The sequence below is a fragment of the Bradyrhizobium sp. 63_E2_N1_3 genome (assembly GCF_052076005.1).
In the GTDB taxonomy this organism is placed as follows: Bacteria; Pseudomonadota; Alphaproteobacteria; order Rhizobiales; family Xanthobacteraceae; genus Bradyrhizobium; species Bradyrhizobium barranii.
Window position 1 is genome coordinate 5,152,687 of record NZ_CP197235.1, and the last position, 18,862, is coordinate 5,171,548.

Genomic DNA, 18,862 nt, shown 5'->3' on the forward strand with positions numbered 1-18,862 from the left:
AGGACATGGATACCGCGGAATTTTTCCCGAACTCCTAAGGCTCCGGCACTTCAACCGGGACCGGACGCCATGGTAAAGGATTTGCTCCCAATCCATCTTTTCCGGCGGAATGCGTGCGGCGCGCCCGTGAGAGCGTTTTCGAGCGAAGTGGATACCGGTTTTCGTAAAGAAAACGCGCCAAAACAAAAACCTGGAGCAAAGGCTCTAGGGGGTGACGAGGCAAGCAATGACCGAACCGATGAAATGCCCGAACTGCCAGTCCGAGCACGCCTATCAGGACCGCGATCTCTGGGTCTGTCCGGAATGCGCCCATGAATGGCGCGCTGGGGGCGATGCGGCCACTCCGGTCGCGCAGGAGGCCGGCGTGTGCGATGCGCATGGTAATGCGCTCGCCGATGGCGACAGCGTCATCGTGATGAAGGACCTCAAGGTCAAGGGGTCGTCGTCGGTCGTCAAGGGCGGCACCAAGGTCAGGAACATTCGCCTCCAGGACGCCACCGACGGCCACAACATCGCCTGCAAGATCGACGGCATCGGCGCGATGAATTTGAAATCGGAGTTCGTGAAGAAGGCTTAAGCCGCCCGCGTCCGCTCGCGCTATTCCTCCAGCAGCGCGTCATACCCTTTCGCGCTGAATGCCAGCAGACAAAACCCGTGCCCGAACGGATCGGCCAGCATGGCGATCCGGCCATAAGGCACATCGCACGCGGGCGCCTCGAGGGTCGCACCGGCGGCAAGTGCGCGCGCGACGGCGGCATCGACATCGTCGACGACGACGTCGATATGCAGCGGCGTCCAGTGCCGCTCGTAGCGCCGGCGGTCGCTGCCCGCGCCCGGTGTGCCGGCCTGCTTGGTCAGAAGATACACCGGCGCCGGCCAGCCCAGCAGCTCGACGAAGTCGGTGCCGAAGTGGCGGCCGACCGTCAGGCCGAAGGCGGCGGTGTAGAAGGTGGTCGCTTGCGCTGCGTCGGGAACGTCGATGTTGAGCAGGATGGTCATGACGGACAGCGTAGCCCGGATGGAGCGGACGCATAATCCGGAATGTTGCCGCACCTCCGGTCGCGCTATGCGATCACCGCTGCCGCTGCGCCAGATAGAACCCGCACAGCACCGTGACCAGGCCCGCCACCTGCAACATCGTCGGCGGCTCGCCGAGCAGCAGCCAGCCGACCAGGAGCGTCAGCGCCGGCACGCAGGCCGGGATCACGGCGGCGCGGGCGACGCCGAGGCGTTGGACCGAGACAGCGAACAGATAAAGCGCGGCGGGGCCGGCGAGCACGCCCTGCGCCAGCGCCTGAATGGCATTCTCGGTCACGCCGATCGCCGCGACATGGGCGAGACCGACGGTGGCGAGATAGATCGGCAACAGCAGCAGCGACAGCACGTTGATGACGAGCGCGGCCGACACGGCGGAGACGCGCCAGTGCCGCAGCAGCGCGCCAAAACCGGCGAACATGAATCCGGTGAGCACGAAGATCAGATCGCCGAGCACGCCGTCGGACCCAATATGGCCGATCGATTCGGCGCCGATCACGCAGAGGCCGCCGACGATGACCAGGGCGCCGGCAAGGCGCGAGGCGGAGATGTGCTCCTTCAGCACGACTGCCGCGAGCAGGAGGCCGCCGAGCGTCGCGCAGGAGGGCTGGATCACGCTGCCGTGGCCGAGCGGCACGAACAGGAATCCGGTGTAGGAGATCAGCGACATCACGGGACCGCCGAGCACCATCAGCACAAGGCCCCTGCCCCAGCCGATGCCACAGAGATCACCGATGCCGGCGCGCGCGACCAGCGGCAGGAACGCGATGCCCGACCAGACATAGCGATGCACGAGCAGATCGACCGGGGTGAAACCGACCTTGAGGCCGTGCCGCGTGCCGGCAAAGCCCAGCGCCCAGAACAGCGCAGCCGACAGGCCGCAGACGACGCCGAGTAACGCCGGCGCCGCATCGTTCTTCTGAATGAGAGCGTCAGCGCCGCTCGTTCGCTGATCCATGAGGAAGCCTTATGTCAGCGCGTGAGCCGCCTCAACCCACGCCGTTGCAGGTCTGGCACACGGCGAGATTCCGTAGCTCGGATGGAGCGTATCAACCGTCATGCCTCCTCGCCGAACACCATCCGCCATCCCTTGCGCGTGTCCATGTATTCCCGCACCTCGCGAATGCGGTCCCCGGCCACCGTGAACACGAAGCAATAGTCGTTCTCGTAGGGCTTGCCGCCCGCAAGCGTGGCACGCATCCGCTCTTCCACGATCACGACATCGCCGTCGGCGTAGACGCTGCGGAAGGCGATATCGATCTCGGAAAACATCCTGTGCATCTCCTGCGCGATGAAGCGCGCGATCGCTTGCGCGCCCACCATGTGATCGGTGTGATCGAGCGCGACGGCGGTGGCGTTGCCCTTCGGCGCGATCCATTCGGCATCGTCGGTGAACAGTGCGGCGATGCGGCCGGCATCGCGCGACGAAAAGGTCTTCCAGGCGTTGAGGACGATGTCTTTCGGGCTGGTCACGGCGCGCTCCAGAACTGGCATTGAGGGGGCTTGCATCGAGGGCTGGCTTCTAGGCCGCCATGCGCGTTGCGGCTCGCCACAATCGGACTCGGTCATCCCGCGGCCCTTCCGCCCGCGCAGGCATGCGCTATCATCCGGTCATGCTGAGTTTTGACGACTGCAACGCCGCGCGCCTGCGCAGGGATTCCCGCTATGACGGCCGCTTCTTCACCGCGGTGAAGACCACGGGCATCTATTGCCGCCCGGTCTGTCCGGCCAAGCAGCCGCTGACGCGCAACGTCGTCTATTACCCGACGGCGGCCGCGGCCGAAGCCTCTGGCTTCCGGCCCTGCCTGCGCTGCCGTCCCGAAACCGCACCGTTCTGCCCGGCCTGGAACGGCACGCGTTCGACGGTCGCGCGCGCGGTGAAGCTGATCAACGAGGGCGCGCTCGATGAAGATTCGGTGGTGACGCTCGCGATGCGGCTCGGCATCTCCTCGCGTCACCTGGCGCGCTTGTTCGAGCGCCATGTCGGCGCGACGCCGCAGCAGCTTGCCAAGACGCTGCGCGTCCAGCGCGCAAAACGCCTGCTCGATGCCGGCGAACGCACCATGACCGACATCGCGTTCCAGGCCGGCTTCGGTAGCCTGCGGAGATTCAACGCCGCGTTCGCCGAGCTCTATGGAAGATCGCCGTCCAGCCTGCGCTCATCGAAGCATGCGTAGCCCGAATCGAACTGCGCAAGTTCGCTCAGAAAAACCCGGGGCTGAGATCGAGTCCATAGGTCAGGCTCAGCACGAACACGAACAGCGCGGCGGCTGCGAACAATGCAATATGTCTGAGAATAAACGCGCGCGGCGAGGTGGTGGCAATAACGGCTTTTTGCGCAACGGGCATGACGGCTCCATTATGAAAACGGTTTTTGGCCGCCACTAAGCGGCGCCCGCATCAGGCGCCGCGATCTGCAAAGCAACTATTAAAGAGATCACACGCGTCTTGAACGGCCGTACACAACCGGCGCGCGACGGCGATTTTTCTTGCCGCAGCTTTCTCAACCCGCGCACGGCCGCGCCAAATCACGGCTCGCCTCTCAAAAAAAGACCGCGCTCCCGAAAGAGAACACGGTCCGCGCAGGCTCGGGAGGAGACGAGCCAGATTCGTGTTGTCTTCAGACGATTGAGATCAGCGGGCCGTGCCCGTCGTGACATCCGCGGTCTTGACCTTGCGCGGCGTCAGCACGCGGGCCTGGTGGACCGAAGCGACCGTGGTCGGCACGGTTGCCTGCTGCTCGACATGCGCGGCACCAAGCACGCGCACCTGCAGGGGGGAGACCGGAAAACCGTTGGCCTCATAGGTCGGCAACTCGGCGGCGAAAGCCGCGGTGCTGCCCGCGATCGTCAGGATGGCGGCGGCGATCGACAGAGTCTTCTTGTTCATTGGTGATGCTCCTGAGTGGAAGGTTCGGAGCACATTTAAGCGCGTTTTGCTGCATTGCGACATGCTCCGTTGCATTGCAACAGCGCGCCCGCTGCATGGCAATATGTTTAATGCGCACAAGCGCTTGGTCAAAGCCCTGCCAGACGCGACATGACACTTTTATGGGCGGCGGTCAGGTACCGAGCACATGCCCCGCGTCCACGCGGCCTATTTCAACGCCGTCGCCAGCGATTGCAGCTTTGCGACGAGATTGGTGCCGAGCGCATAGATGATCTCGATGATCGCCAGCGCGATACCAGCTGCAATCAAGCCGTATTCGATCGCGGTGGCGCCGGATTCATCGGCGGCAAATTCGGTCAACAGGCATTTCAATTTCACAACTCGCATCCCTTCCAACTCTACCGCACGTTGCTGGCACGGGAGAGATACCAAGCCGCAATCCAAGATTGAGTCAATTCAACCCCTTCAATTTGATGACAATGAATGGCTGGCGCTTTTCAGCCACTTGCCGCCCCTCAAACCGCAGGGAACTCGCGTTGCACCTCGGCAACACCCGCCCGAAAAGCCCCATTTCGCCTCTTTGCGCCATTGCGCCGCCACACCATCCTCCGAACAATTGACGCGTCACGTGCCTGGCTGTGCAAGATTGGTTCGAACAGAACCGTTTGGAGGCAGGGATCATGAATGATCGGCGGTCTCTTCTGGTGGCGGTCTCGTGCCCCTCGGCCGTTCTCGCCGGCTGGCTGGCGCTCTCCCTGTCCGCCTACGCTCCGGCCCTCATCGAGAAAGGCAGCGCCAATGCTTCCGCCGTGTCGCACGCGAAAGATCTTGGCCGGCTCGAGCTCGCCGACGTCCCGCATGCTGCGGCCATCGAGGATGGCATCGCCCTGACCGCCGATATCGCAGCCGCTGTCGCTGCGACACCGAATCCGGATCCGGCCCCCGAGGCCGCAACAGCCGAGATGCCCGCCGCCGTCATCAAGCTCGCCTCGGCCGATCCGGCGCTGATCTTGCCGGCGGAAGCGCCGCCGGCGCTACAGATTTCACCTGAACCCGCGCCCGTCCTCAGCGAGGCTGCACCAGCAGAAGCCGCACCGGCGCCGGAGCCCGTGGTCAAGCTCGCCTCCGCCGATCCCACCGAGATCGTGACGACAGATGAGCTGTCGCCCGCGGCGATCGCGACCGGCCCAGCGCCTGCCGCGAGCACGCCCTCGCCGCCGGCCGACACAGTCGCCGTGCTCGATGAATGCTTTGTCATGGACGCCTGCATCGACCGCTATCTGTGGACGCTCTATCAGCGCACCGCGAAGGAGGATTCGATCAAGGTCGAGGACCGCCGCCCCGTCACCATCAAGCGCAGGGGCAAGATGGTCACGGTGATGCGCAGCTTCACAAAGCTGGTTGATCAGGATTTTGGCTGGAAGGATCCGAAAGCGGCCGAGCGCGCCAGCATGCCGATGATGGACTACGTCATCGGCGGCATGGACAAGAGCTTCAAGCGAAAGCTGTTTCGCATGCTGCTCGCAGCCGAGTCCGCCGGCCTGTCGCCGGGCATCACCAGCGCGTTCCGCGACGACTACCGCCAGTCGATCGCGAGCGGCCTGAAGGCCGCCTCCGACCGCTCCTATCATGGCGGCAGCACGCGCGGTGGCTACGGCCACGGCATGGCGGCCGACATCGTCAGCACCCAGGGCAACAACCGCGCGCAGCGCTGGGTCTCGACCGAAATCCTGTGGAAGTGGGTTGACGCCAACGGCAAGGCATTCGGCATCGGCCGGCCCTATCTCGGCCGCGATCCGCCGCATGTCGGCCCGGTCGACGGCCAGGAATACATCTCGAAGCGTGGCACGGGAGACCGCAAGGAAGCGGCCAACGTGAGGTCCAAGAAGGTGATGCGGGCCGCGGCCCACGCAAAGCTGCGAAAGACACACGCCGCACGCGAGCAGAAGAGTTTGGCCAAGCCGCAGAAGTCAGCGCAATCGGCCGGCAAGCGCGCGACCTGACCCTGTTACGGCTTCCGCCCGGGGATCGGCAGCGGTACGAGGCGCATCTCGGCGGTGCCTGCGTCTTGCGTGCGCACCAGCACCGCAAAGATGGTTTCGACCGCGAGCCGTACGGCCGCCTGCATCGCCTTGCCCTTGGCCAGATGCGCCGCAATCAGGCCGGCAAGGAGATCGCCGGTGCCTGAGGGGCGGATCGGCAACCGCGGCGTCGCAAAGCGCGACAGCTGGCCGTCGGCGCACAGGATCGTCTCCACCTGCCCTTCTGCCGTGTCGGCGAGCGTGCAGCCAGTAGCGACGACATCGATGCGACGTTGCCCCGCCAGCGCCGCGCAGGCCGTGCGCAGGCTCTGCGTGTCCGCGATCGTGACGCCCGACAGCAGCTCGAGCTCGAACTGGTTCGGCGTGGTCAGGTTGGCGGCCGGCAGCAGCCGGTGCTGCACCACGTCCAGAATGCCATCGGCGACGTAGACGCGGCCGTCATCGCCGATCACGGGATCGCAGAGATAGACGAGCTTCGAATTCCGCGTCAGCGCCCGCTCGACGAAGTCGGCGATCACAGCCGCGTTGCCAGGCGAGCCGAGATAGCCGGTGACGAGCACCGCGGCCTCATCGACGAGGTCGCGCTCCTCGACGCCTTTGAGGAGATCGGCGACGAGCTCGGTCTCCAGCACCCGCCCACGCAACGTCGGATAACGCGGATGGTTCGACAGCAGCGTCGTCGGCACCGCCGCGACGTTCACGCCCTCGGCCTGCATGGCATAGGCCGCCGCGCTGTTGCCGACATGGCCGTGAACCACCTGGCTTTGAATGGAGATCACGAGCATGCAGAGGTCCGTAAGATCAAATGCTGAGCGACGCAAGCGTAGCAGGAACGGCTGGTGTAGCCCGGATGGAGCGAAGCGCAATCCGGGGTTCTCAGATCGCGGCATGAATCCCGGATTACGCGGAGCTTGTCATCGGGCGGCCGCTTCGCGCCGACCCGTTGACTCCATCCGGGCTACAAGTTTAGAGCATCTCATACCCCAGCCCCGGCCGCAGCGCCTGCATCTTCCGCGCCAGCCGCCCGTGCCCCGTCTCCTCCGACCGCGCCAGCCGGTCAGCGATCGCGACATGGTCCGCATCGCTCTTGTGCTGATTGAGCTTGGCCTGCCCCTCGACGGTGTCGACCACGAGATCGACGACCCGGATCGCAGCCAGCATGCTCTCGCGCTTGCCCGGCTCCATTTGCGCGAGGTCCCAGGGCTGCTTCGGCAACCGCGCCTCGGACACCGCAAGCAGCGCATCGCCATGCCCGCGGTTCTCGTCCAGTTCGCGCAGATGCGCCACGCCCGACAGGTGCACGGCCTCGTAAAGCCAGGTCGAGACATTGTCGCGCGAAGAGTACCAGTCGTTGGAGATGTAGGCGTCGTCGCCGGCAACGATCAGCAGGAAGCGCCGCGTGCCGTCCGCAAGCGCAACGAGCGGATTCTTGGCGGTGAAATGGATCTGCACGACCACCTGCCCGTCGCGCTCGCCCAGCACGAACGGCACGTGCGAGGCCCGCGGACCGTGCTCGTCCGCCGCGACGATCATGCCGAAGCCGCGTTGCCCGGCAAATTCCAGCGCACGCTGCTCCTCGATGCGAAACTGGGGGCGAAGCACATGCATGGCGCGGCGCTCGATGGCTCGAATAGGGAACGGCGAGAGAAGGTTAACCCACGAGCCGGCAAGATCTGAAGAACAATCGGCCCGCAAACGCCGATGTCAGCAATGCCTCAGCGCCGCGCCAGCGTCGCAAGATAGGCGCAGAACATGTCGGCCATGGCATCGGCATAGACTGCGATCTCCGTCTCGCTCCGCGTCACTTCCGAAAAACTCTTGCCGACCTCGCTCAGCGTCGCCGTGATCAGCTCGCCGGCGAGGGTACGCGTCGCATCCGAGGCTTTCGGCAGCGCCTCCCGCATGAACGCGGCGACGATCCCCTCGCCGGCTGCCCGGGCGTCCTGCGCCTCGGGCGCGTCGCGATACAGCGGTGCAGCGTCACTGAGCGCGACGCGGATCGCGGCCTCCTCGCACTCGGAACGAATGAAAGCGTGGACCAGCGCGCGCAGCCGCGCCGGTGGCGGCTTCGCCGCATCCGCGAGGATCCCGCGCAAGAGCTCGCTCGTGCGCCGCCACTCGTCGCTCTGGAGGCGGAACAGGATCGCCGCCTTGTTCGGAAAATATTGGTAGAGCGATCCGACGCTCACACCGGCCCGCTCCGCCACCCGTGCCGTAGTGAAACGCTGCGCCCCCTCCTTGGCCAGGACCTGAACAGCGGCATCCAGAATGGCGGCCACCAGCCCGCTCGATCGGGCCTGTTGCGGCTGTTTTCGTGAGGAAATTGAACGGCTTCGACGGTCGGCCATGGCGTACTCGGGCAATGCGAATAGGAAATGCGACGAATTAGTCGTATTTCAACCGCTGGGCAAGCGCGCGCTTCCTCGCGAACTCCGGAGACATCAAATGACCACCCCGACCATCACAACGCTTGCGCCGCTGCTGGATCGCCTGTTTGACGAGGCCGAAGCAGCCAGGGGCGCAACGCACGCCGCCGTCGCCGATTTGTCCGACGCAGACCGGGCGCGGATGATGCGGAGCAAGACCGATTACCGCGACCTCTACGGACGCTTGAAGGACGCACCGCTCGCGGTCTCGCGCGAGACGGGTCACCTGCTCTACATGCTGGCGCGCAGTTCGCGCGCCAAGGCGATTGTCGAGTTCGGGACCTCGTTCGGCATCTCGACCCTGCACCTTGCCGCAGGCTTGCGCGACAATGGCGGCGGCCGTCTCATCACCAGCGAGTTCGAGCCGTCCAAGGCGGCACGGGCACGGGACAATCTTTCGGTTGGTGGGCTGATCGATCTCGTCGAAATCCGCGAGGGCGATGCGCTGAAGACGCTCAGCGCCGATCTGCCCGACACGATCGACCTCGTGCTGCTCGACGGCGCCAAGGCGCTCTACCCGGAGATCCTGGATCTGGTCGAAGGCCATCTCAAGCCGGGCGCGATCATCGTCGCCGACAATGCCGACGACAGCCCCGACTATCTCGCGCGCGTACGCAGGCCCGCAAGCGGCTACATGTCCACGCCCTTCGCCGAAGACGTCGAGCTCTCCGTGCGGATCAGCTGACGCCGCATAAAATCGACACTCCGAGCCGTCGTGCGATCTATCGCGCGGCGGCTTCGTCTTTTCGGCGAAACAGCCAAAACTCCGGCAAACCGCTGCCAACAGGCTCCGGCCTGTCGCAGGCTCGTCACTCACACGTGATACCTTCACCCGCCAAAAGCCATGTTCCGCGTGCTAAACATACCTACCGCGCGGTATCTTTCGCGCGCCACATCTGAGCTCGCCATGACCTCCGCCTTCAATGCCTACGCGGCGCTTGCCCTCGCCATCGTCTTCGAGGTGACCGCGTCCGCCTTCCTGCAACAGTCCGCGCAGTTCACGCGGCCATGGCCGACGCTGGCCATGGTGCTGTTCTACGTCGCCTCCTTCTACGCGCTGTCGGTGGCGATCCGGGTCATTCCGTTGAGCATCGCCTATGCGATCTGGGGCGGCGTCGGCATTATTCTGACTGCGACCGTCTCCTTCGTGCTGTTCCGCCAGATGCTGGACGCCGCGGCCTTCGTCGGCATCGGACTGATCGTGTCAGGGGTCGTGGTCATCAACCTGTTCTCGCAGACGACGGCGCATTGATGCCGGCCAGCGCCTACACCCGCGCCAAGCAGCCCGAGCAGGTCCGGCGCGCCCTGCTCGACCATGCCGCGGCGATCGCCATGGATCACGGCGTATCGGGGATCACGGTGCAGGCGGTGGCGGCGGCGGCCGGCGTCACCAAGGGCGGGCTGTTTCATCATTTCGGCAGCAAGCAGGCGCTGATCGAGGGCCTGTTCGCCGATCTCCTCGGCCGCGTCGATGCCGAGATCGACGCCGCTATCGAAACGGACCCGAAGCCGCGCGGCAGCTTTACGCGGGCCTATGTCAATGCGGTCTTCACCGGCAAGGCCTTCGGCTTTGCGACGCCCTGGGCGGCGCTGAGCATGGTCGTCGTCACCGATCCGTCCCTGCGCCGGCTCTGGAACGACTGGATGAAGGCGCGCCTGAAGCGTCACCGTACGACCGACGCGGCGCCCGAACTCCACGTTGTGCGCCTCGCCGCCGACGGCGCCTGGCTGTCCTACATCACGACGGGACAGACGCGCATGGGCGCGGACTTGCGTGCCGTGCACGACCGCCTGATCGCACAGACCTATCGGCGCGGATAACCGGAACGACAGCTATTGGCTCTGCACTGCCTTGGGCGGACGCGGCGCGGATTTGGCCGGCTTTGCACCGGACTTGGCCGCCGCGCGCGGCGGCGGTTCGTCGACGGACACCAGATAGGCGGCGAGCGCCTTGGCGGAGTCGGGGCTGGTTGCGTAATGGTCCTTCAGGAACCAGGCGAGCGTCAGGCTGAAGCGCCCTTTCGCCAATCCCCGCGGGCTGCGATGGCAGGTCGCGCAGCCGTCCGCGAAGAGCTTTGCGGCCGGCTTGCCGGCATCGAGATTTTGCGCGGACGCGACCGTCACCGTCAGCGCCGCGGCTGCGAGAGTCACCATGGGCGCGATCACGTCGCGCCCCGGTCGAAACAGCGAAATCAATGTCGTCCCCTAGAGCGTTTTCGAGCGAAGTGGATTCCGGTTCGCGTAAAGAAAACGCGTCAAAAGAAGAATCGGCCCCGTCGCGCGGTCACGCCGCCGATAGCTGATCGAATTCGGGCGGAGTGTAGGCCTTGCCGTCCGGGTCGGTGATGACGACCTTCCATCCCTCGCTCGCCCATACTTTTGCCTTCGCCACGATGAGCAACCGGCTCTCGCGGGCAAAACTGCACTTCTCATTGTCGCGTTCTGCGACCATTTTATAGGCCAATGCGCATCCCCTTGCGTCGCTCTGCACCCGCTCCCTCGTGGCAGCGGGCTTTGGCGGCAATTCGCCGGGAGCGTGGCAATTTGGTGCCATCGACGGCAGCATTGTGCCCTGGTTCCAACTGAGCGACGGAGATTGATCGTGCGCAGCATCAGAAGTGCGATTCTGCTTGTCGCGGGCTTGCCTGGCGTGGCGCTGCTTGCCACCGCACCTGCGCGGGCGCAGACCTACGATCCGCGCTATCCCGTCTGCATCGAGATCTACACCATCGACGGCAGCAGCATCGATTGCAGCTTCACGTCGATCGCGCAGTGCGCCGCGACTGCTTCCGGGCAGTCCGCCCAGTGCTACGCCAACCCTTATGCCCTGCGGAGCCGGCCACCGGGCCCGGGTCCATCGCCGCCGCGACGGAACCGTTAAGGTATCGCGATCCGCTTAGTGGACGCGAATGATATGGGGACGGCCGAGATCGATCAGCCCTTGCACCGCCGAGAGACGGTCGTCCAACGCTGCGATGGTCAGCAACAGGTTGTTGCGGCGCTCGTCGAGCATGCCCATCTCGGCACCGGTGAGCTTCGTGCTCGTCCGCTCCTTGTGAATCCCGTCGAGGGATTTGCGCAGCCCGGCGATCAGGCTGGACAGTTGTTTGGCCTCCTTGGTCATCGACCGCTTCGCGACATTTTGGCGGCGCGTCTCCGCCTGGCTCTGTCTCATCGTCATCCTCCCGTTGCCCCGCTGCCCCGAGTGGATGCTTACAGCTTTGAGTACACATATTACGATCGATGAAATCTGCCCGCGAAGAACTTTCTTAAATTGGACAAGCCGGGAACCTGACTCGAACCAAACGGAAAGCCCGGCGCGAGGACCGGGCTTTCGTTGGCAACGCCAGGGCTGTTTGAGCGTCAGCTCGCTTGCAGCATGAACGCGTCGAAGTACGCCGCGAGCGCAGAAAAAGCGTCGATCGGAAGAACCTGCGCGACATATTGGTCGGGGCGCACCACGACGATGCAGCCAGCCCTCCGATCGATACCGCGCATGGTGAAAACGTCCTGGCCGCTCTTGAGGTCCGGACAGAACATCTTCTCGTAGTCGATCAAGCCGTGTCGCCCCTTGCGCGGCAGCAGCAGCGCCGGCATCGCCTCCACGGCGAGCGCGCGATGATCCTGCTGGAAGACGGCACGCAGGTCGATCACGCTGTCGATGTCGGCTCCAGCGGGCGTATGGCGACGGACCGGCGATTCACGGGCCTCTGCGAGAAAATCACACAGCGCGCGGATCGCCGATCCCGCGGCGGCGGGATCCTCCGCGGGCGAAAACGCGTAGACGCGGAAGCGGCCATCGGCCTGCGCGGCATGGCCGAGATGCACCGGCTTGGCGTCCGCAAGCCGGATCACCGGCGCGGAATGGAAGCGCGTGCCGATGACGAGGCCTTCGGCAAGATGCTGGTGTGATGTCGCGCCAGTGAGGGGCGACGGCCGGTAATGCGTCGCCGTGCCCGCGGTATAGCGCCCGTGCCTGACGAAATAGTCCTGCGTCCTGGCCGCATCGGCACCACCGGCCTTGGCGGCGGAGGCGAGAATGCCCGCCCATTCGCGGTCGAAATCGATCAGCTCCTTCGCCACCGCCTGGCGCTCGGCCGAATAGGAATGCAAGAGGCCCGGTGCACACTGCCCCCGGAGGACGGCGGCGAGCTTCCAGCCGAGATTGAAAGCGTCCTGCATCGAGACGTTCATGCCCTGCCCCGCCTTCGGGCTGTGGGTATGGCAGGCATCGCCGGCGATGAAGATGCGCGGGAGGCGCGAGGCGATCTCGGCCTCCGGAACGTCGTCGAACTTGTCGGTCAGGCGCTGGCCGATCTCGTAGACCGACCACCAGGCGATCTCCTTCACATCCAACGTGTGCGGCTTCAGGATCCGCCGCGCTTTCGCGATCACGTCATCGGCGGTGATGTTTCGATTGGCGACGCGCTCGCCGACATCGAGCTTTGCGAGCTCGACATAGAGGCGGACCATGTAGCCGCCTTCGCGCGGAATGATCAGCAGGCTGCCGTCCTTCGCCGACTGGATCAGGGCCTTGAAGCGGATGTCGGGAAAATCGGTCACCGCCAGCACGTCCATCACGCCCCAGGCGTGGTTGGCGGAATCGCCATGCAGTTCGCGGCCGATCGATTTGCGCACCGTGCTGCGCGCGCCGTCGCAGCCGACGACGTAGCGCGCCCTGATCGTCTCCACCTTCCCCTCATTGCCGGCATCGCCTCGCTCGAGCCGCACCGTCACGGCATGGTCGGCGGGACCTGCCGCCGGATCGACCTCGAGGTCGAGCAGGCGCCGGTTGTAATAGGGCTCGAGCTTGGCCGGCGAATTGCGCATGACATCGAGAAAGCCGTCATGGATGCGCGCCTGGTTGAGGATGACATGCGGGAATTCAGACAGCCCGTCCTCGACATCCTGCACACGCCCGCTGCGGACGATCGTCTCGGGCTTCCGTTCGTCCGGCTTCCAGAACGTGGTCTCGTTAACCCAATAGGCTTCCTTCAGCACGCGCGCGCTAAACCCATAGGCGTGGAACATCTCCATGGTGCGGCAGGCGATGCCGTCGGCCTGCCCGACCAGCAAACGGCCCGGCTTCTGCTCGACAATGCAGGTCTTGATGTCGCCGAACTGCGCAAGCTGGGCCGCGAGCGTCAGGCCCGCAGGGCCGCAGCCGACGATGAGGACATCGACCTCTTCAGGCACGACCCCGGCTGCGCCCGAAGCCAGAATGCGTTCGGCGGGATCGGCGATTTCAGGATCGCCCGGCTGAAATCCATTGAGATGGAATTGCATGAGCACCTCTCCCGTCAACGTCTTCTTCGTTATTGCTCAGTATGCTGACTATCAGTATACTTGTCAACGATCCGCGCCTTCCCTGCCGCAACGGAGAATTCGGTGAAAGACAACAACGACATGCCCGGGCATCTGGCGCGCCGGTTCCAGCAGATCGCGGTGGCGGTGTTTCTGGCCGAGGTTGGGGAAGCCGGTTTCGACCTGACGCCGGTGCAATACGCGGCACTTGCGACCATCAAGGGCAATCCGGGGCTCGACCAGGTGACGCTGGCAGGATTGATCGCCTACGACCGCACCACCATCACCGGCGTCATCGACCGCCTCGTCCAGAAAGGCCTTGCCGAGCGCCGCGCCTCCAGCCGCGACCGCCGCGCCCGCGAGCTTGAGATCACCGACGAGGGCCGACGCACGCTGCGCAAGATCACGCCGGCCGTGGAGTCCGCCCAGCGCGTCATGCTGCGCGGCCTCAGCGCGAAGGAAGGTGAAGAGCTAATGCGGCTGCTGCGCAAGGCCATTGCCGCCGGCAACGAGCTCAGCCGCGCCCCGCTGCGCGAGCTGGAGGCATGAACCCCGTATTTCTATCCGTAATTGTCGCAGTGCCGCGAAACCAGGAACTAACCTTCGGCTGCTACGGTCGGCAATATTCGGCGTTTAACGCGCGATTTACTTTGCCGCCCGGGAGTTTCGGATGTTCAGGTTCCTCATTGCGGCGACGGCCATCGCGCTCTCGGCCGGTCCTGCGCTTGCCAACGGCCATGGCGGCGGCGACCCTGCTCCGCCGAAGCCCGAGGCCACGACCGCACCGGCGAAGGTGGTCCTGACCAAGCAGGGTCCCACGCTCGTCGACCTCAAGGGCATGACGCTCTACACTTACGAGCGCGACACCACCGGCAAGACGTCGAACTGCAACGGCAAGTGCACCGAGAGCTGGGTACCGTTATCCGCTACGGTCGACGCCAAGCCCATCGGCGACTTCACCGTGATCAGTCGCAACGACGGAAGCAAGATGTGGGCGTACCGCTATCGTCCGCTCTACACCTCGCCGGCCGACAAGGCGCCAGGCGACGCCAACGGCAATGCCACGACGTTGCAATGGCGCGTCGCCCGGCCTGAGAACTAGGTCTCAACCCTGCCCACGACGAAAGTCTCGTGAGCAGTGGAATGACCGATCGCACTGCGCCTACCCGCGCCAGCTAGACCCCGCGTCGACCCGTGCATTCTGCCCGGGCGGCAACACCACCACCGTGGCATTCAGCTTCACCCGGTCGAACAGATCGATCACGTCCTCGTTGCGCATCCGAATGCAGCCGGACGAGATCGCCTGCCCGATATATTCCGGCTGGTTGGTGCCGTGGATACGGTAGAGCGTGTCCTTGTTGCCGAGGTAGAGATAGATGCCCCGCGCGCCCAGCGGATTGGCGGGGCCACCGGCGACGCGCGCCGGATACGGTCCTAGCCGCGCCTGGATCTCCGCTGTCGGAACCCAGTCGGGCCATTCCGCCAGACGGCCAACGCGCGCGACGCCGGAGAAGGCCATGGCTTCCTCGCCGACCGCGACGCCGTAGCGGATCGCCTTGCCTTCGGGCAGCACGAAATAGAGGTAGCGCGCATCGGTATCGACCAGGATCGTGCCCGGCTGCTCCTTGCGCGGGTAGTCGACGATATGACGGAGATATTGCTCAGGCACGTTCGCCTGCGCGTAGGGCGTGTGCGCAAGCAACTGCCGGTCGCGCGGCGTCATGCTCGCATCCGTCGATGGAGAAAGCGTCGTCTGCATGCAGCCGGCGAGCGGAAGCATGGCCATGACGAACAATACGATTAGAGATTTTGGCACCACCGGCCCCCCGATAGCGGATAGCAGCGCCCCCAGCCCCACTAGATGCTGCCCAAATCGTGCTGAAAAAAAGGCAGTGTGGAACACGTGCGCGTGTTCCACCGGCCTGGTTCCATCACCACAAACGGCGGAGAAGCGTCGCACAGTCTCCATCCCCTCGCCTTGCTTTGGTCAAACCCGGCTGGACTCGTGGGTCATCGTGCTGACTCATCGGATTTGGGATGGGTTCACCTCGACAGATCGGCTCGCGCCAATGCGGACGCCCATACATTAAACACTCGGACTTCAAAGGAGCTGCGATGCTCGCGACGCTGAACTCTAGGCAAATCGTCGATGAGATCGTGAAGGACACGGTCAAGGACAACGATCCGCACGACGCCGTTGAGATTTCACCCGACATGGTGCTGGCTTCGCGCCCCATCGGTGGTGCGCCCGCGTTGGCGCCTGAGATCGCAACCCGTCCAGAGCCGAAAATAGATCCGAAGTTCGCGCCGGAGCGCACCATTAATCCGGAGCCGAAATTCAGTCCCGTCTTGGAGCCGCAGACGGCAGCGCCCTCGGTCGACACCGCCGTGCGCGTCGCCGCCAGCGATGGTCGCCGGCAGAAGCGATCCTCCGCCGGCAAATGGCTGCGCGGCGCGTTCGTCATGATCTTGTTTGCGGGCGGAAGCGCGGCCGCCACTGTCGCCTGGGAGAAACATGGCGACACGGCCAGGCAGATCCTCGCCGAATGGACACCTGCATTGACTGCGTTGACTTCGCTGTTGCCTTCGACATCGCAAACGGCGGCACCGGTGACCGCCGCGCCGGTCACCGCTGCGCAGGCCGCGCCGCCCGCGGAGCCAGTCGCAACGGATCAAGCGGCGGATCAAGCTGCTCAACCCGCGACGCCGCCTCCGGTTCAGGTTGCAGCAGCCGCACCTGTCGCAACACAGCCCGATCCCGCGCAGTCGGTCCAATCGATGACGCGCGATCTCGCAGCGATGGCGCAGCAGATCGAAGCGCTCAAGGCCAACATCGCCGAGCTGAAGGCCGGGCAGGAGCAGATGGCGCGCGAGATGGCGAAACCGCCCGCGCCAAAGCCGGTGGCTGAGGCCAAGCCGGTCGATCCGCGCGCGCGTGTGTCCACGCTCCCGCCGAGATCTCCGGCGGCTCCGGTTCGCAAACCGAAGCCGGTCGTGTCGCAAACCTACATGCCGGCCTATTCGCCCGCGCCGCTTGCACCTCCGCCGCCTTCGCAGGCTGCCGCGGCGGCGCCGACGGCAGCACCGGTCGCCACGACGCAAGCCGTTGCCGATGACGACGGACCTGTCGTGCGTCCGCCGATGCCGGTGCGTTAAACCAGTCGCGAGCGCGGCGTCGCTTTCGCGACGTCGTCCAAGCTGTCCGAGTCGATGCGACGCGTTGAGTCCGGGCAATTACGGAGACCGATATTTCGATCGTCTTCCGTCAAGAGAAAAGGCCGTCGGGATTTATGCCGCCGGCCTTCTCTTGCAGCTGCCGGTTCCCGGAGCCCGGTTCTGCTGCAATTCCATGCCTTATGATCACGTCGACATATTTAATAAAATCTTAACGCACCCGAATGCTGCACATGATTTCTGCGCCATAAGCACAGAGATTGCGCGCCCCGTTCATTCGAAAATATCGACTCAGTGGTATCATCCGAGATGTGTTGAGACTTCCACTGAAGCTCACGTCGTCACACCGGGGAAATCGAATGCCCTACTATTCCTTCGATCTCGTGGTTGGTGAAGAGTTCAAGAACCAGGGTGGAATCATCCTCGAAGACATCGAGGTCGCTTCCGATCGCGCCGTTCAATTGGCTACCGAGCTGTCGCAGGTGAAGCCGGAGCTGCAACGGAAGGGTTGCGCGGTGCGCGTCACCGATCGCGATCACAACGAGGTCTATCGCACGCCGCTCGATCCCGTGCCGGCCTGGCGACGCTAGGCCACGGCGTTTCGAGCGATTTGGAAACCGCTTCGCGTAGAAGTGCGTCGAACTGTGACTCAAAAGCATCCTTCCGAGTCATCGGAACGGGGCCTTAGTCGTCCAGCTCCGGCGGCTCGAACCAGTTCGTCAGCGACAATCCGCCGTCGACGACGAAGGCTGCGCCGGTGACGTAACCCGAGAGCTTGTTCGACAGCACCGCAAGCGCCATCGGCGCGAGGTCCTTGGCCTCGCCGAGACGCCCGAGCGGAATGTGCTTCGCCAGCGAGGCATCGGCAACGAACCCGCCCGCCGCGATCGCGCCGGGCACCAGCGCGTTGACGCGGATGTCGTGACGCCCGAGCGTCTTCGCGAGCTCCTTCACCAGCATTGCCATCCCCGCCTTCGCCGTCGAATAATGCGGCAGGTTGCGCGGCGTGCCCGCGTGCAGCGAGGTGAGAAACAGGAACGAGCCGGGCCGTTTCGCCGCGATCAGCCGTTTTGCCAGCCCGCGCGCCAGATGGAATCCTGCATCGAGATTGACGGCATGCATCTCGTGCCAGGTCTTGCGGTCGACCGCGAGCGCATGATCGGCCTCCCGCCGCGGCGGCGATGCGCTGTGCACGAAATGCGTCACCCCACCGAGCGCCTCTGCGGCGGCCAGCAGGGCATCGCAAGCGTCTGACCTGGCGAGATCGCCGACCCACGGCACCGCCAGTTCAGGCCTGCCGCTCGCGCTGATCGCCGCATTCACCCGTTCCAGGCTCATATCGGCGAACACGGTCCGAACGCCCTCGCCGACCAGCGCCTGCGCAATCGCGCGGCCGATGCCGTTGCCTGCGCCGGTGACGAGCGCCGTGTCGCGTGCGGGGTCGAACGGCGTGCTCAACAGGCTCATGTCGCTCTCCGTGGCCAGGACGGGGTGACGATAGCGCACCGCACCGGGGAGCGACAAATACGTCCCGGCACCATTGCGGAGTGGCTTGCCGGACGCTAGCCTCCCAAAAAAACGGAGGAGATACCAAGGATGCGCACCGGTTTCCTGATCGCAGGTCTGTTACTGCTCGCCGCGCCGGCCCAAGCGGCGGACCGTGCACGCTCGACCTATGTGACGATGGTCTTGCAGGCCTTCGCCGCCAAGGTGGAATGTCCGAACACCGATCTCGTCTATCAGGACCTCGTGCAGAAGGCGCAGCAGATGCAGCTGCCGGACGGCACCACCGAGAAGGTGCGCAAGGCGATCGCCTGGATGCACACCGGCGGCAAGATGGGCGAGAAGCAGGACGATGATTTGATGGCCGAGGTCGCGGTCGCGACGCAGGCGACCGACATGGACCAGCGCCGCCTCGGCATGCCCGGCTGGTGCGAGGCCCAGAAGACCAACCTCGCCGGCCTGATCCGCAGCAAGGGCGGCTAGGCGCTC

The 18,862-nt window shown here is 64.8% G+C and carries 27 protein-coding genes; 12 read left to right on the top strand and 15 right to left on the bottom strand.

Features of this window, described 5'->3' with window-relative positions; translation table 11 throughout:
* The first annotated feature begins 226 nt into the window (after positions 1-226).
* On the top strand, positions 227-577 hold the full coding sequence (locus tag AB7531_RS24800; RefSeq protein WP_063983575.1) for a zinc ribbon domain-containing protein YjdM: 351 nt from the start codon (positions 227-229) through the stop codon (positions 575-577).
* 20 nt (positions 578-597) lie between these two features.
* On the opposite strand, the gene AB7531_RS24805 is transcribed toward AB7531_RS24800, so the two are convergent.
* From AB7531_RS24805 to AB7531_RS24815, 3 genes are all read right to left on the bottom strand, one after another.
* Positions 598-999 carry a VOC family protein gene (locus tag AB7531_RS24805; RefSeq protein ID WP_063983576.1) on the bottom strand — a complete coding sequence of 134 codons (402 nt, stop codon included), beginning with the start codon at positions 997-999 and terminating at the stop codon, positions 598-600.
* Between the two features lie 73 nt (positions 1,000-1,072).
* A complete protein-coding gene (locus AB7531_RS24810) occupies positions 1,073-1,993 on the bottom strand; it encodes a DMT family transporter (RefSeq protein WP_063983577.1) in 921 nt (306 codons plus the stop codon).
* 98 nt (positions 1,994-2,091) lie between these two features.
* Positions 2,092-2,508 (bottom strand): nuclear transport factor 2 family protein, encoded by a 417-nt coding sequence (locus AB7531_RS24815; protein ID WP_231144940.1) that lies wholly within the window; start codon positions 2,506-2,508, stop codon positions 2,092-2,094.
* A 140-nt stretch (positions 2,509-2,648) separates the two neighbouring features.
* Between AB7531_RS24815 and AB7531_RS24820 the strand changes: the two genes are divergently transcribed.
* Entirely contained in the window at positions 2,649-3,212 is a 564-nt protein-coding gene (locus AB7531_RS24820) for a bifunctional transcriptional activator/DNA repair enzyme AdaA (protein WP_063986402.1), read from the top strand.
* Positions 3,213-3,237: 25 nt separating this feature from the next.
* Here AB7531_RS24820 and AB7531_RS24825 read toward each other — a convergent pair whose 3' ends face one another.
* From AB7531_RS24825 to AB7531_RS24835, 3 genes are all read right to left on the bottom strand, one after another.
* Positions 3,238-3,384 carry a hypothetical protein gene (locus AB7531_RS24825; protein ID WP_166096368.1) on the bottom strand — a complete coding sequence of 49 codons (147 nt, stop codon included), beginning with the start codon at positions 3,382-3,384 and terminating at the stop codon, positions 3,238-3,240.
* Positions 3,385-3,669: 285 nt separating this feature from the next.
* Positions 3,670-3,924 (bottom strand): hypothetical protein, encoded by a 255-nt coding sequence (locus AB7531_RS24830; protein WP_028161188.1) that lies wholly within the window; start codon positions 3,922-3,924, stop codon positions 3,670-3,672.
* A gap of 207 nt (positions 3,925-4,131) precedes the next feature.
* Complete coding sequence (locus tag AB7531_RS24835; protein ID WP_028169565.1) at positions 4,132-4,296, bottom strand: Flp family type IVb pilin; 165 nt, start codon at positions 4,294-4,296, stop codon at positions 4,132-4,134.
* Positions 4,297-4,604: 308 nt separating this feature from the next.
* Between AB7531_RS24835 and AB7531_RS24840 the strand changes: the two genes are divergently transcribed.
* Entirely contained in the window at positions 4,605-5,927 is a 1,323-nt protein-coding gene (locus AB7531_RS24840; RefSeq protein WP_063983579.1) for a hypothetical protein, read from the top strand.
* Positions 5,928-5,932: 5 nt separating this feature from the next.
* Here the strand turns inward: AB7531_RS24840 and pdxY are convergent, their stop codons facing one another.
* The 3 genes from pdxY to AB7531_RS24855 form a co-directional block, all read right to left on the bottom strand.
* Positions 5,933-6,751, bottom strand: coding sequence for a pyridoxal kinase (pdxY, locus tag AB7531_RS24845; RefSeq protein WP_063983580.1), 819 nt, complete (start codon positions 6,749-6,751; stop codon positions 5,933-5,935).
* A gap of 181 nt (positions 6,752-6,932) precedes the next feature.
* On the bottom strand, positions 6,933-7,574 hold the full coding sequence (locus tag AB7531_RS24850; protein WP_063983581.1) for an FMN-binding negative transcriptional regulator: 642 nt from the start codon (positions 7,572-7,574) through the stop codon (positions 6,933-6,935).
* 107 nt (positions 7,575-7,681) lie between these two features.
* Positions 7,682-8,314, bottom strand: a complete 633-nt coding sequence (locus tag AB7531_RS24855; protein WP_063983582.1) for a TetR family transcriptional regulator — start codon at positions 8,312-8,314, stop codon at positions 7,682-7,684.
* Between the two features lie 97 nt (positions 8,315-8,411).
* On the opposite strand from AB7531_RS24855, the gene AB7531_RS24860 reads away from it, so the two are divergent.
* The 3 genes from AB7531_RS24860 to AB7531_RS24870 all read left to right on the top strand — a co-directional run bounded on the left by AB7531_RS24860 (position 8,412) and on the right by AB7531_RS24870 (position 10,213).
* Complete coding sequence (locus tag AB7531_RS24860; protein WP_063983583.1) at positions 8,412-9,077, top strand: O-methyltransferase; 666 nt, start codon at positions 8,412-8,414, stop codon at positions 9,075-9,077.
* A 222-nt stretch (positions 9,078-9,299) separates the two neighbouring features.
* Positions 9,300-9,644 carry a DMT family transporter gene (locus AB7531_RS24865; RefSeq protein ID WP_014495640.1) on the top strand — a complete coding sequence of 115 codons (345 nt, stop codon included), beginning with the start codon at positions 9,300-9,302 and terminating at the stop codon, positions 9,642-9,644.
* Positions 9,644-10,213 carry a TetR/AcrR family transcriptional regulator gene (locus AB7531_RS24870; protein ID WP_063983584.1) on the top strand — a complete coding sequence of 190 codons (570 nt, stop codon included), beginning with the start codon at positions 9,644-9,646 and terminating at the stop codon, positions 10,211-10,213. The genes AB7531_RS24865 and AB7531_RS24870 overlap by 1 nt, the downstream gene beginning before the upstream one ends.
* A gap of 12 nt (positions 10,214-10,225) precedes the next feature.
* Here AB7531_RS24870 and AB7531_RS24875 read toward each other — a convergent pair whose 3' ends face one another.
* Positions 10,226-10,546 carry a hypothetical protein gene (locus AB7531_RS24875; RefSeq protein WP_231144935.1) on the bottom strand — a complete coding sequence of 107 codons (321 nt, stop codon included), beginning with the start codon at positions 10,544-10,546 and terminating at the stop codon, positions 10,226-10,228.
* A 130-nt stretch (positions 10,547-10,676) separates the two neighbouring features.
* Positions 10,677-10,883, bottom strand: a complete 207-nt coding sequence (locus AB7531_RS24880) for a hypothetical protein (RefSeq protein WP_063983585.1) — start codon at positions 10,881-10,883, stop codon at positions 10,677-10,679.
* A gap of 111 nt (positions 10,884-10,994) precedes the next feature.
* Here AB7531_RS24880 and AB7531_RS24885 point away from each other — a divergent pair, with 111 nt between their 5' ends.
* Positions 10,995-11,273 (top strand): DUF3551 domain-containing protein, encoded by a 279-nt coding sequence (locus tag AB7531_RS24885; protein ID WP_187387720.1) that lies wholly within the window; start codon positions 10,995-10,997, stop codon positions 11,271-11,273.
* Between the two features lie 15 nt (positions 11,274-11,288).
* Here AB7531_RS24885 and AB7531_RS24890 read toward each other — a convergent pair whose 3' ends face one another.
* The gene (locus AB7531_RS24890) at positions 11,289-11,516 is read right to left on the bottom strand and encodes a hypothetical protein (protein ID WP_224580733.1); all 228 of its coding nucleotides are present in this window, start codon (positions 11,514-11,516) and stop codon (positions 11,289-11,291) included.
* Between the two features lie 239 nt (positions 11,517-11,755).
* Positions 11,756-13,678, bottom strand: a complete 1,923-nt coding sequence (locus AB7531_RS24895; protein WP_063983586.1) for an FAD-binding monooxygenase — start codon at positions 13,676-13,678, stop codon at positions 11,756-11,758.
* A gap of 102 nt (positions 13,679-13,780) precedes the next feature.
* Between AB7531_RS24895 and AB7531_RS24900 the strand changes: the two genes are divergently transcribed.
* On the top strand, positions 13,781-14,245 hold the full coding sequence (locus AB7531_RS24900; RefSeq protein WP_063986404.1) for a MarR family winged helix-turn-helix transcriptional regulator: 465 nt from the start codon (positions 13,781-13,783) through the stop codon (positions 14,243-14,245).
* 121 nt (positions 14,246-14,366) lie between these two features.
* Positions 14,367-14,798 (top strand): COG4315 family predicted lipoprotein, encoded by a 432-nt coding sequence (locus AB7531_RS24905; RefSeq protein WP_063983587.1) that lies wholly within the window; start codon positions 14,367-14,369, stop codon positions 14,796-14,798.
* Positions 14,799-14,858: 60 nt separating this feature from the next.
* Here AB7531_RS24905 and AB7531_RS24910 read toward each other — a convergent pair whose 3' ends face one another.
* Positions 14,859-15,476 carry a L,D-transpeptidase gene (locus tag AB7531_RS24910; protein ID WP_166105773.1) on the bottom strand — a complete coding sequence of 206 codons (618 nt, stop codon included), beginning with the start codon at positions 15,474-15,476 and terminating at the stop codon, positions 14,859-14,861.
* Positions 15,477-15,811: 335 nt separating this feature from the next.
* On the opposite strand from AB7531_RS24910, the gene AB7531_RS24915 reads away from it, so the two are divergent.
* Positions 15,812-16,852 (top strand): hypothetical protein, encoded by a 1,041-nt coding sequence (locus AB7531_RS24915; protein ID WP_231144932.1) that lies wholly within the window; start codon positions 15,812-15,814, stop codon positions 16,850-16,852.
* A 377-nt stretch (positions 16,853-17,229) separates the two neighbouring features.
* Complete coding sequence (locus AB7531_RS24920) at positions 17,230-17,460, top strand: DUF6894 family protein (RefSeq protein ID WP_027530842.1); 231 nt, start codon at positions 17,230-17,232, stop codon at positions 17,458-17,460.
* A gap of 94 nt (positions 17,461-17,554) precedes the next feature.
* Here the strand turns inward: AB7531_RS24920 and AB7531_RS24925 are convergent, their stop codons facing one another.
* Positions 17,555-18,337, bottom strand: a complete 783-nt coding sequence (locus AB7531_RS24925) for an SDR family NAD(P)-dependent oxidoreductase (protein WP_063986405.1) — start codon at positions 18,335-18,337, stop codon at positions 17,555-17,557.
* 129 nt (positions 18,338-18,466) lie between these two features.
* Between AB7531_RS24925 and AB7531_RS24930 the strand changes: the two genes are divergently transcribed.
* Entirely contained in the window at positions 18,467-18,856 is a 390-nt protein-coding gene (locus AB7531_RS24930; protein ID WP_063983589.1) for a hypothetical protein, read from the top strand.
* Positions 18,857-18,862: the final 6 nt, after the last annotated feature.

Bases quoted from the DNA above. Each gene is read 5' to 3' on its own strand.
- AB7531_RS24895 (WP_063983586.1), bottom strand. From the start codon at position 13,678: ATGCAATTCCATCTCAATGGATTTCAGCCGGGCGATCCTGAAATCGCC.
- AB7531_RS24825 (WP_166096368.1), bottom strand. From the start codon at position 3,384: ATGCCCGTTGCGCAAAAAGCCGTTATTGCCACCACCTCGCCGCGCGCG.
- AB7531_RS24905 (WP_063983587.1), top strand. From the start codon at position 14,367: ATGTTCAGGTTCCTCATTGCGGCGACGGCCATCGCGCTCTCGGCCGGT.
- AB7531_RS24915 (WP_231144932.1), top strand. From the start codon at position 15,812: ATGCTCGCGACGCTGAACTCTAGGCAAATCGTCGATGAGATCGTGAAG.
- AB7531_RS24860 (WP_063983583.1), top strand. From the start codon at position 8,412: ATGACCACCCCGACCATCACAACGCTTGCGCCGCTGCTGGATCGCCTG.
- AB7531_RS24840 (WP_063983579.1), top strand. From the start codon at position 4,605: ATGAATGATCGGCGGTCTCTTCTGGTGGCGGTCTCGTGCCCCTCGGCC.
- AB7531_RS24870 (WP_063983584.1), top strand. From the start codon at position 9,644: ATGCCGGCCAGCGCCTACACCCGCGCCAAGCAGCCCGAGCAGGTCCGG.
- pdxY (WP_063983580.1), bottom strand. From the start codon at position 6,751: ATGCTCGTGATCTCCATTCAAAGCCAGGTGGTTCACGGCCATGTCGGC.
- AB7531_RS24830 (WP_028161188.1), bottom strand. From the start codon at position 3,924: ATGAACAAGAAGACTCTGTCGATCGCCGCCGCCATCCTGACGATCGCG.
- AB7531_RS24865 (WP_014495640.1), top strand. From the start codon at position 9,300: ATGACCTCCGCCTTCAATGCCTACGCGGCGCTTGCCCTCGCCATCGTC.
- AB7531_RS24800 (WP_063983575.1), top strand. From the start codon at position 227: ATGACCGAACCGATGAAATGCCCGAACTGCCAGTCCGAGCACGCCTAT.
- AB7531_RS24910 (WP_166105773.1), bottom strand. From the start codon at position 15,476: ATGCTTCCGCTCGCCGGCTGCATGCAGACGACGCTTTCTCCATCGACG.
- AB7531_RS24820 (WP_063986402.1), top strand. From the start codon at position 2,649: ATGCTGAGTTTTGACGACTGCAACGCCGCGCGCCTGCGCAGGGATTCC.
- AB7531_RS24855 (WP_063983582.1), bottom strand. From the start codon at position 8,314: ATGGCCGACCGTCGAAGCCGTTCAATTTCCTCACGAAAACAGCCGCAA.
- AB7531_RS24850 (WP_063983581.1), bottom strand. From the start codon at position 7,574: ATGCATGTGCTTCGCCCCCAGTTTCGCATCGAGGAGCAGCGTGCGCTG.
- AB7531_RS24890 (WP_224580733.1), bottom strand. From the start codon at position 11,516: ATGACCAAGGAGGCCAAACAACTGTCCAGCCTGATCGCCGGGCTGCGC.
- AB7531_RS24925 (WP_063986405.1), bottom strand. From the start codon at position 18,337: ATGAGCCTGTTGAGCACGCCGTTCGACCCCGCACGCGACACGGCGCTC.
- AB7531_RS24920 (WP_027530842.1), top strand. From the start codon at position 17,230: ATGCCCTACTATTCCTTCGATCTCGTGGTTGGTGAAGAGTTCAAGAAC.
- AB7531_RS24875 (WP_231144935.1), bottom strand. From the start codon at position 10,546: ATGGTGACTCTCGCAGCCGCGGCGCTGACGGTGACGGTCGCGTCCGCG.
- AB7531_RS24805 (WP_063983576.1), bottom strand. From the start codon at position 999: ATGACCATCCTGCTCAACATCGACGTTCCCGACGCAGCGCAAGCGACC.
- AB7531_RS24810 (WP_063983577.1), bottom strand. From the start codon at position 1,993: ATGGATCAGCGAACGAGCGGCGCTGACGCTCTCATTCAGAAGAACGAT.
- AB7531_RS24930 (WP_063983589.1), top strand. From the start codon at position 18,467: ATGCGCACCGGTTTCCTGATCGCAGGTCTGTTACTGCTCGCCGCGCCG.